General features: G+C 30.1%; 9 protein-coding genes. 3 read left to right on the plus strand and 6 right to left on the minus strand.

The window, feature by feature from the left end; translation table 11 throughout:
- Positions 1 to 18: 18 nt before the first annotated feature.
- From ACJROP_RS03835 to ACJROP_RS03860, 6 genes are all read right to left on the minus strand, one after another.
- Complete coding sequence (locus ACJROP_RS03835) at positions 19 to 1,032, minus strand: ArsA family ATPase (protein ID WP_406534167.1); 1,014 nt, start codon at positions 1,030 to 1,032, stop codon at positions 19 to 21.
- 381 nt (positions 1,033 to 1,413) lie between these two features.
- Entirely contained in the window at positions 1,414 to 2,709 is a 1,296-nt protein-coding gene (locus tag ACJROP_RS03840; RefSeq protein WP_406534168.1) for a radical SAM protein, read from the minus strand.
- Positions 2,702 to 3,079, minus strand: coding sequence for a hypothetical protein (locus ACJROP_RS03845; RefSeq protein WP_406534169.1), 378 nt, complete (start codon positions 3,077 to 3,079; stop codon positions 2,702 to 2,704). The genes ACJROP_RS03840 and ACJROP_RS03845 overlap by 8 nt, the downstream gene beginning before the upstream one ends.
- A 152-nt stretch (positions 3,080 to 3,231) precedes the next feature.
- Positions 3,232 to 3,555, minus strand: a complete 324-nt coding sequence (locus ACJROP_RS03850; RefSeq protein ID WP_406534170.1) for a hypothetical protein — start codon at positions 3,553 to 3,555, stop codon at positions 3,232 to 3,234.
- A gap of 24 nt (positions 3,556 to 3,579) precedes the next feature.
- Positions 3,580 to 3,846, minus strand: coding sequence for a hypothetical protein (locus ACJROP_RS03855; protein WP_406534171.1), 267 nt, complete (start codon positions 3,844 to 3,846; stop codon positions 3,580 to 3,582).
- A gap of 11 nt (positions 3,847 to 3,857) precedes the next feature.
- Positions 3,858 to 4,265: a winged helix-turn-helix domain-containing protein gene (locus ACJROP_RS03860; protein ID WP_406534172.1), complete on the minus strand. Its 408-nt coding sequence runs from the start codon at positions 4,263 to 4,265 to the stop codon at positions 3,858 to 3,860.
- 535 nt (positions 4,266 to 4,800) lie between these two features.
- Here ACJROP_RS03860 and ACJROP_RS03865 point away from each other — a divergent pair.
- The 3 genes from ACJROP_RS03865 to ACJROP_RS03875 all read left to right on the plus strand — a co-directional run.
- Complete coding sequence (locus tag ACJROP_RS03865) at positions 4,801 to 5,226, plus strand: hypothetical protein (RefSeq protein WP_406534173.1); 426 nt, start codon at positions 4,801 to 4,803, stop codon at positions 5,224 to 5,226.
- A gap of 266 nt (positions 5,227 to 5,492) precedes the next feature.
- Positions 5,493 to 6,281: an NAD+ synthase gene (locus ACJROP_RS03870; protein WP_406534179.1), complete on the plus strand. Its 789-nt coding sequence runs from the start codon at positions 5,493 to 5,495 to the stop codon at positions 6,279 to 6,281.
- Positions 6,282 to 6,291: 10 nt separating this feature from the next.
- On the plus strand, positions 6,292 to 6,830 hold a 539-nt coding region (locus ACJROP_RS03875), incomplete at its 3' end, for a class I tRNA ligase family protein (protein WP_406534174.1).

Raw genomic sequence — 6,830 nt, forward strand, 5'->3', positions numbered from 1 at the left:
TTAACTTATTTTTTATTTTTATAATTGAATAGCTTCTTGGGCAACTTCATCGTTGTCTTCACCATCATATAGGATGTGAGCCAATTTCAATAGCTTTTCCTGACCTTTGACTTCATCCTTGAACAATGGAACTTCAGCGATATGCTGGTCCGGGAACTTTTGGTCAATCAAGGCCAAACGTTTTTGCTGCAATTTGTGCCTTGAGTGGCAGAAATCACAATCAGTAATATCCGGCATTACCTGATTTACAATAACGCTATCAACAGTGATGTCATATTTGCTTAATGCTTCTAGAGCTCTTTCGGACTCATAAATTGACATTTCCTCCGGAATTACGACCATCTTGAATGTGGTTCTGTCCGGATCAGACAAGACTTCTTTTGCCTTGTCGATTTGCTCTTTGGTCCTTTGCAGTTCTTCAGAAGTTTGAGGATCATCAACCGCATCCATAAATGGCATGATTTTCTTTAAAGCATTTGTAGCAGCACCCAATTTGGCTTTTGCCAACATTAACTTGCCTACCCAGGAATCCATTACTTCCGGGAAGGACAATAATCTTAATGTGTGTCCGGTCGGTGCGGTATCAAATACTACAACGTCATATTCATCGGAATTCATTACACCCATGAACATTTCAAAAGCGGCCGCCTCATCAGCACCTGGAGAGGATGATGCCATATCTAATTGGTCTGATAAGAAATCCAGACCGAATAATCCTCCTTCATCATCAGGATTTGCCAGTTTTTGAGCTTCCAGTTGTGCCTGTTTTTGAGCCATCGCTTCATCAGGGTCAATCTCAACGGCGAATAAGTTGGTTTTGATTTCACGAGGATAGCTTCCGATAGGCACTTCAAGGGAATCTGCTAAAGAGTGTGCAGGGTCGGTTGATACAATCAATGTTTTTTTGCCTTGTTCGGCTAACCATAATGCAGTAGCAGATGATATGGAAGTTTTTCCAACACCTCCTTTTCCGCCTACGAATATGAATGTTGTTTTATCTTTATTAAACTTAAAATAATCTTTAAATGCCAAATGATTACCTCCTTAATAAACTTACTTTTAGTGTGTACTCGGATTTTCGTGTACTTACCACTCTTTTTCATGAAATTTTTCCACTTATGAGTGTAAAAAGTATATGATTTTAATTAATCTTACTTTTGGTTACTAAATGATATTTAATGTTTTATAGTATATAAAGTTAGTTATTAATAGTGATATTCCAATCTTTAAGTTTATTATAATTAAACATACAATTAATTAACCATTAATTAAATTATTATGGTGAGGAAATTTATTGGATAATCTGTGAATTTGAAAAATTTGTTAAAGAATTTTAGGAGTTTAATTTGTAAAATTACATTAAATTTGAGTTTATATTTAATTTAAAAAGGATATTGCATAAAACAAATACCATTAATGTTTTAAAGAATAAATTTCTTGGTAGATTAATTCCATCATATTATCAAATTTTTGAACTAAAACATGGGTTGCATCATCATATTCGACAATATTGTACTTTTTTCCAGAAAGATTAAGATAAATCCTAAATTCCACTTGATCTATATCGTAAGACCTTGATAAAATGTATTTTACATCTGGTTTATATGTGTAATTAGCATAATATTCTCCTAATTGACCTGTTTTATGACAATAATCTTTAAATTTTAAATAATCATACTTGTTTTCTTCCCATGATTTTAATAGGAATTCTTTTTTATCTTTTTCTTTCAAACCAATGAAAAAATTTATCTTTTCATCAAAATCAACATCTGAAGAAGTTTTTAAATAATCAAATGGTTTTAAAATAACATAAAAACTATATTCTAAACCTAAATAATCGTAACATTCTCGTAATTTGGAAACAATCAACTCTTTTAAACTGTATAAATCTTCTTCATAACTTGAATCATATTCAAATATGAATTCTATATCTTTCCACAATTCTTCAGGAAAATTTTTAATATGGAAATCAAGTAAGGAAGCAATTTTAATAATAATTTCAGTCATTATATAATCTTTAATAAAATTATTATTTACAACATCAATAAAGTCCTGTTTATTCTTTAAAGCTATTCCAGATATTTTTTCATGCTTGTCGATTTCAATATAATCAAAAATTTCAATTTCACTAAATCCCATACTTTTAAGGATTTCATAATTTGACCTGACATTCGCATATGTGTTTAGTTTAGGGATTTTAGGAACTCTTACTCTAATCTTATCTGAACCAACTGTTTCAAGCAGATATTTTAAATTAGATAAAAATAGATTATAATCTCCTTTAGTATATAGTTCATATCTTGTTTTATCCATATCTTTTGTATCTACTATAAAATAATCAATACAGCGAATTATATTTTCTAGATATTCTTTTTTAACACTAAGTGAAGTTTCAAGTGTGAACTTCCAACCAGTTTTGGCATATTTTTTTATGAATTCTTTTATAAAATCAGAGTATAATAATGGTTCTCCCCCACCGAAAACCAAACCTCCCCCAGTTGCAAGAAAATAAAGATTATCAAGTTTCACTTCATCATATAATTCATCAATAGAATATTTTTTAGGTTTGAGGGAATCATCCCATGTAAATGGATTAAAACAATAAGCGCATCTTAAGGGACAGCCCATAAAACCAATCAATGTTGAAATCCCATCTCCTTCAGAGTTTATTCTTAATCTTGAAATTTTTGAAACATTAACATCATGCATATTTATCATTTCTTTTTAATACAAAATGACTAGGGTCACCACTCGGAGTGTCTGTTCCAAACAAATGTCCCAAAGCCATACTATTATTATCTGAAGGTTTTCTTACCAAATGCACATCCTCAAATGGAATTTCAATTAGACTTTCTTCATCATCAAATTTAAAAATATTTTTTAATTTGATTTTTTCGCCTGCCTCTTGTTTCTTAATTAGTTCATTTTCAAGATATTCTAATTCTGCTTCACATTTAGGGCAAGTTCCTAAACATTCACCTTCAAAAGTGCATTTTTCAATATGAAAATCAATATTATTTTCATCCGCAATTTTTTGTCTGAGTTCATTTAATAAATCACACTTTTCCTTTCCTTTCATTTTAATCACAATAAATACATTTATTATTAATATGTTACTTCATATGCTTAAATACTTAATATCTTATTAAATATGTTATTTACTATGTCTTAAGAGAAATTAGGTGCAAATAATAATTTAATTTATGTTAGACTAATATATTGACAGGAAAATTAAACTTGAAGCATTAAAATCCTCAGACCATCATATTTATTCTGTCTTTTTTGTTCAACAATTTCATCAGTTATTCTTCGACCCTGCTTCGAAACTCCAAAGTTTCCAGGCCTATACATGACAATTATTCCACTATTACACAAATTAGAAAATGCCTTTTTATAATTTTCCAAATCTTCATTGCTTAATTTCTTTTTTAGGGAATGTTCATTAACGTTTTTGTTAACTGAAATTCTCATTTTGCCTAAAATAAATAAAATGTTTTTCTCAGTTTCGGACAATTCCTTGACTATCTCTTTTGGATCATCATCAATGTTTATCATAATGCCTCCAAAATAATCAAAAAATTATTCATCCCCATATTTTTCCAATTCTTTATCAAGCAAATCCCTTAATTGTTTTGCAACAACAGGAGACATTGTAAGCTCTGTTTTTGCAGTTCTAATCATGCCCACATTAGGGCCATTTAAGATATCATTGTTTTTTTCAATTTCATCTTTAAATAAAATTAGTCTTATGTCAAATGGTGATGAAGCGATTGCTCCACCTGTAATGTAATATTCTGTCAAATCTTCCGGAATAAATAAGTTTAATTCTTTTTTATCTTCACTCATAGTAACACTTCCTAAACTGTTATGGAAAATTCTAAAGTTGGAGCTTCATCAATCATTATTTCAATTTCATCATAATTGGAATATTTTTTAACATCAACAGGATTAACTTCGCTACTTTCAAAAGATAACTCCTGCTTATTTGATCTTCTTAAAAATTCATTTGCTTCAATTAATCCTAATGCTAATACCCTTTCATCATTAGAGTTTAATTTAAACCTTTTAGCACCTTTTTTTTCAACTTCTAAAATACCAATTTCTTCTAATTGATTCATGTGAATATAAACTGTTTTTGATGAAACATCCGCCATTCTAGATATTTCTTCAGCAGTTAAAAATGAATCAACATATGTCAATAGCTCTTCCAATATTTTTATCCTTGCATTTTCACCAAACAATTCATTTAATAGCATATCTCTCATCTCTACATCTCTCATCTAAAAGGTAATTTATAATTTAGTATTGATTATATAAATATTTTTACTTTTACTTCTAAAAAAATTGTAATTTACTTCTAAAAATTACTTGAACATGAAATATTAGAAAAATCATTTTAAAAACAGATTACAACTTTATGTTAATTGACCAAAAAAAGAAAGGTTTAAATGTAGAGAATCATTTCTACTCAAATCCATAATTTTTATTTAGTTTTTTTAGGTAACCATATGAATTTCTATTTGTTCATTAATGCTCAAACAAAAGTAATATTTAATACTGATAAGGATAATACAGTATTCTATAAATTGTCCACGAAAAAGTGGTAACCTTATGAAAATCAGTACAGAAACTTTTAGTAACTAAATGTTATTTAATTCTTTTTAGTATATAAACTTAGTTGTTTCCAGCAATCATCTATTTTTCATATTAATGCTTTAATTAAGAGAAAACATTCAGTTTTTAAAAATATACACCAATGAAAATTTAAATATTAAATATTTGTAAAAAGAATATATCATCATGACGTTCATGAACAATGATGCAAATATAAAACAGTTCCAGTTGATTAAATTCATTAATGAAAATTCTAGCGATGACCATGTGATATCAAAGATTACAATTGTGCTTCGTCGAGACAAAATAGAAGCCCCTTATTATATGATTAGTAAAATTAGACTGTCTTCCTGTATTGACAGACCAGACAATGGACTTATTCATGCAATGGATATATTGAACCATGCTAGACGGCATAATTTAACTGAAGACACCTATAATGAAATCAAATCATTAATTGTTGATAACGATTATGAATCCGAACAGGTGAAAATCTCTAAAGACGATACCCAACTGAAGATGGATTTAATGTCTAGAAATGATGATGAATTCAAGAATATTTTTGAAAACTATCAGGAACTTTTCAATAAAATAGACAATCTGATTGATTAGAAAATTCATCATAAGAAAATCCTTTTGAAGCAGTGGTGTTATTGGATTAACTGAAACCGCTAGAACAACAAGTGGCAACAATAATTACAAAAAATATTAAAGACATAATTGTGGCAATCATATGTTAATATTATGTATATCTTAATATTTAAGATTTTCATAAAATCAATAAATCCTCACGAAATTTCAAACACTTTTTCACGACATAATTTATTAATTAATAATTACAAACTATTTACTGTATAAATGATAAAGTTGGTGAAAACATTAGTGAAATTCCAGAATTAGACTGTGAAAAAACAAAAGAAGATATTGTTGACTTCATAAGATCAAAGATTTCCGAATCTAAAACCAATGGAATTGTCATTGGTTTGAGTGGAGGAATTGATTCTACCCTCGCAGCATATCTTTCCTGCGAAGCAGTTGGAAAAGAAAATGTATTTGGAATTATAATGCCATCCCATACAACACCAAACGAAGATACAGTTCATGGAACTGCAATAGCTAACCGTTTAGGAATTCAACATGAAGAAATAGCTATTGACAGTATTTTAAAGGAATATATGTCTGTAACCGATCTCAAAGAGAATTATCTAGCGGTGGGAAATCTTAAAGCTAGAATTAGAATGTCTATCATTTATTATTATGCCAATCAGAGAAATTACCTCGTTTGCGGAACAGGCAATAAAAGTGAGATATTAATCGGTTACTTTACAAAGCATGGGGATGGAGCATGCGATATGGAGCCAATCGGAGATTTATACAAAACCGATGTTTATAAATTAAGCAAATTTTTAGATGTTCCACTGGAAATAATCAGTAAGCCTCCCCGTGCAGGTTTATGGAGTAATCAATCAGATGAAGATGAAATTGGAATGTCTTATGAATTACTTGACAAAATTCTCTACCTTCTCACTGAAAAAGGTGAGAAAAAAGAAAAAATTGCTGATGATTTAAAAATCCAACAATATGATGTTGATATGATTATTAATAAAATTATCAGGAACAAACACAAAAGCAAAGTTCCTGAAAGTCCACAAAAAACAATCTTATAAGGGTGATTTAGTGAGCGAAAATATAGAGAAAAAATGGCAGAAAAAATGGGCAGATGCAAAGTTATTTGAATCTAATCCCGATGAAAGAGAAAAGTTATACCTTACCGTAGCTTTCCCATACCCTAGTGGTGCAATGCATATCGGTCACGGCCGTACCTATACCGTGCCTGACGTTTATGCAAGATTCAAAAGAATGGAAGGCTACAACGTATTGTTCCCAATGGCATGGCACGTTACCGGTGCGCCTGTTATTGGAATAGCTGACAGGATTAAAAGAAAAGACCCATGGACACTTGACTTATACGAAAGGGTTCATAGGGTTCCTAAAGAAACCTTGCCTAAGTTGGAAGACCCTGAATTTATCGTAAAATACTTCTCTACAGAGTATCATGAAGTGATGGAAGAGATGGGTTATTCAATTGACTGGAGAAGGGAATTCAGGACAATCGACCCGACCTACAAAAAATTCATCGAATGGCAAATTACAACCTTGCATGACAAGGGATTAGTCGAAAAGGGAGAACACCCTGTAAAATACTGTCCAAACTG

This window comes from Methanobrevibacter sp., assembly GCF_045220775.1.
Lineage (GTDB): Archaea > Methanobacteriota > Methanobacteria > Methanobacteriales > Methanobacteriaceae > Methanocatella.

Excerpts from the sequence above, each read along its gene's own strand:
- ACJROP_RS03840 (WP_406534168.1), bottom strand. The coding sequence starts at position 2,709 with ATGCATGATGTTAATGTTTCAAAAATTTCAAGATTAAGAATAAACTCT.
- ACJROP_RS03845 (WP_406534169.1), bottom strand. The coding sequence starts at position 3,079 with ATGAAAGGAAAGGAAAAGTGTGATTTATTAAATGAACTCAGACAAAAA.
- ACJROP_RS03850 (WP_406534170.1), bottom strand. The coding sequence starts at position 3,555 with ATGATAAACATTGATGATGATCCAAAAGAGATAGTCAAGGAATTGTCC.
- ACJROP_RS03855 (WP_406534171.1), bottom strand. The coding sequence starts at position 3,846 with ATGAGTGAAGATAAAAAAGAATTAAACTTATTTATTCCGGAAGATTTG.
- ACJROP_RS03860 (WP_406534172.1), bottom strand. The coding sequence starts at position 4,265 with ATGAGAGATATGCTATTAAATGAATTGTTTGGTGAAAATGCAAGGATA.
- ACJROP_RS03865 (WP_406534173.1), top strand. The coding sequence starts at position 4,801 with ATGACGTTCATGAACAATGATGCAAATATAAAACAGTTCCAGTTGATT.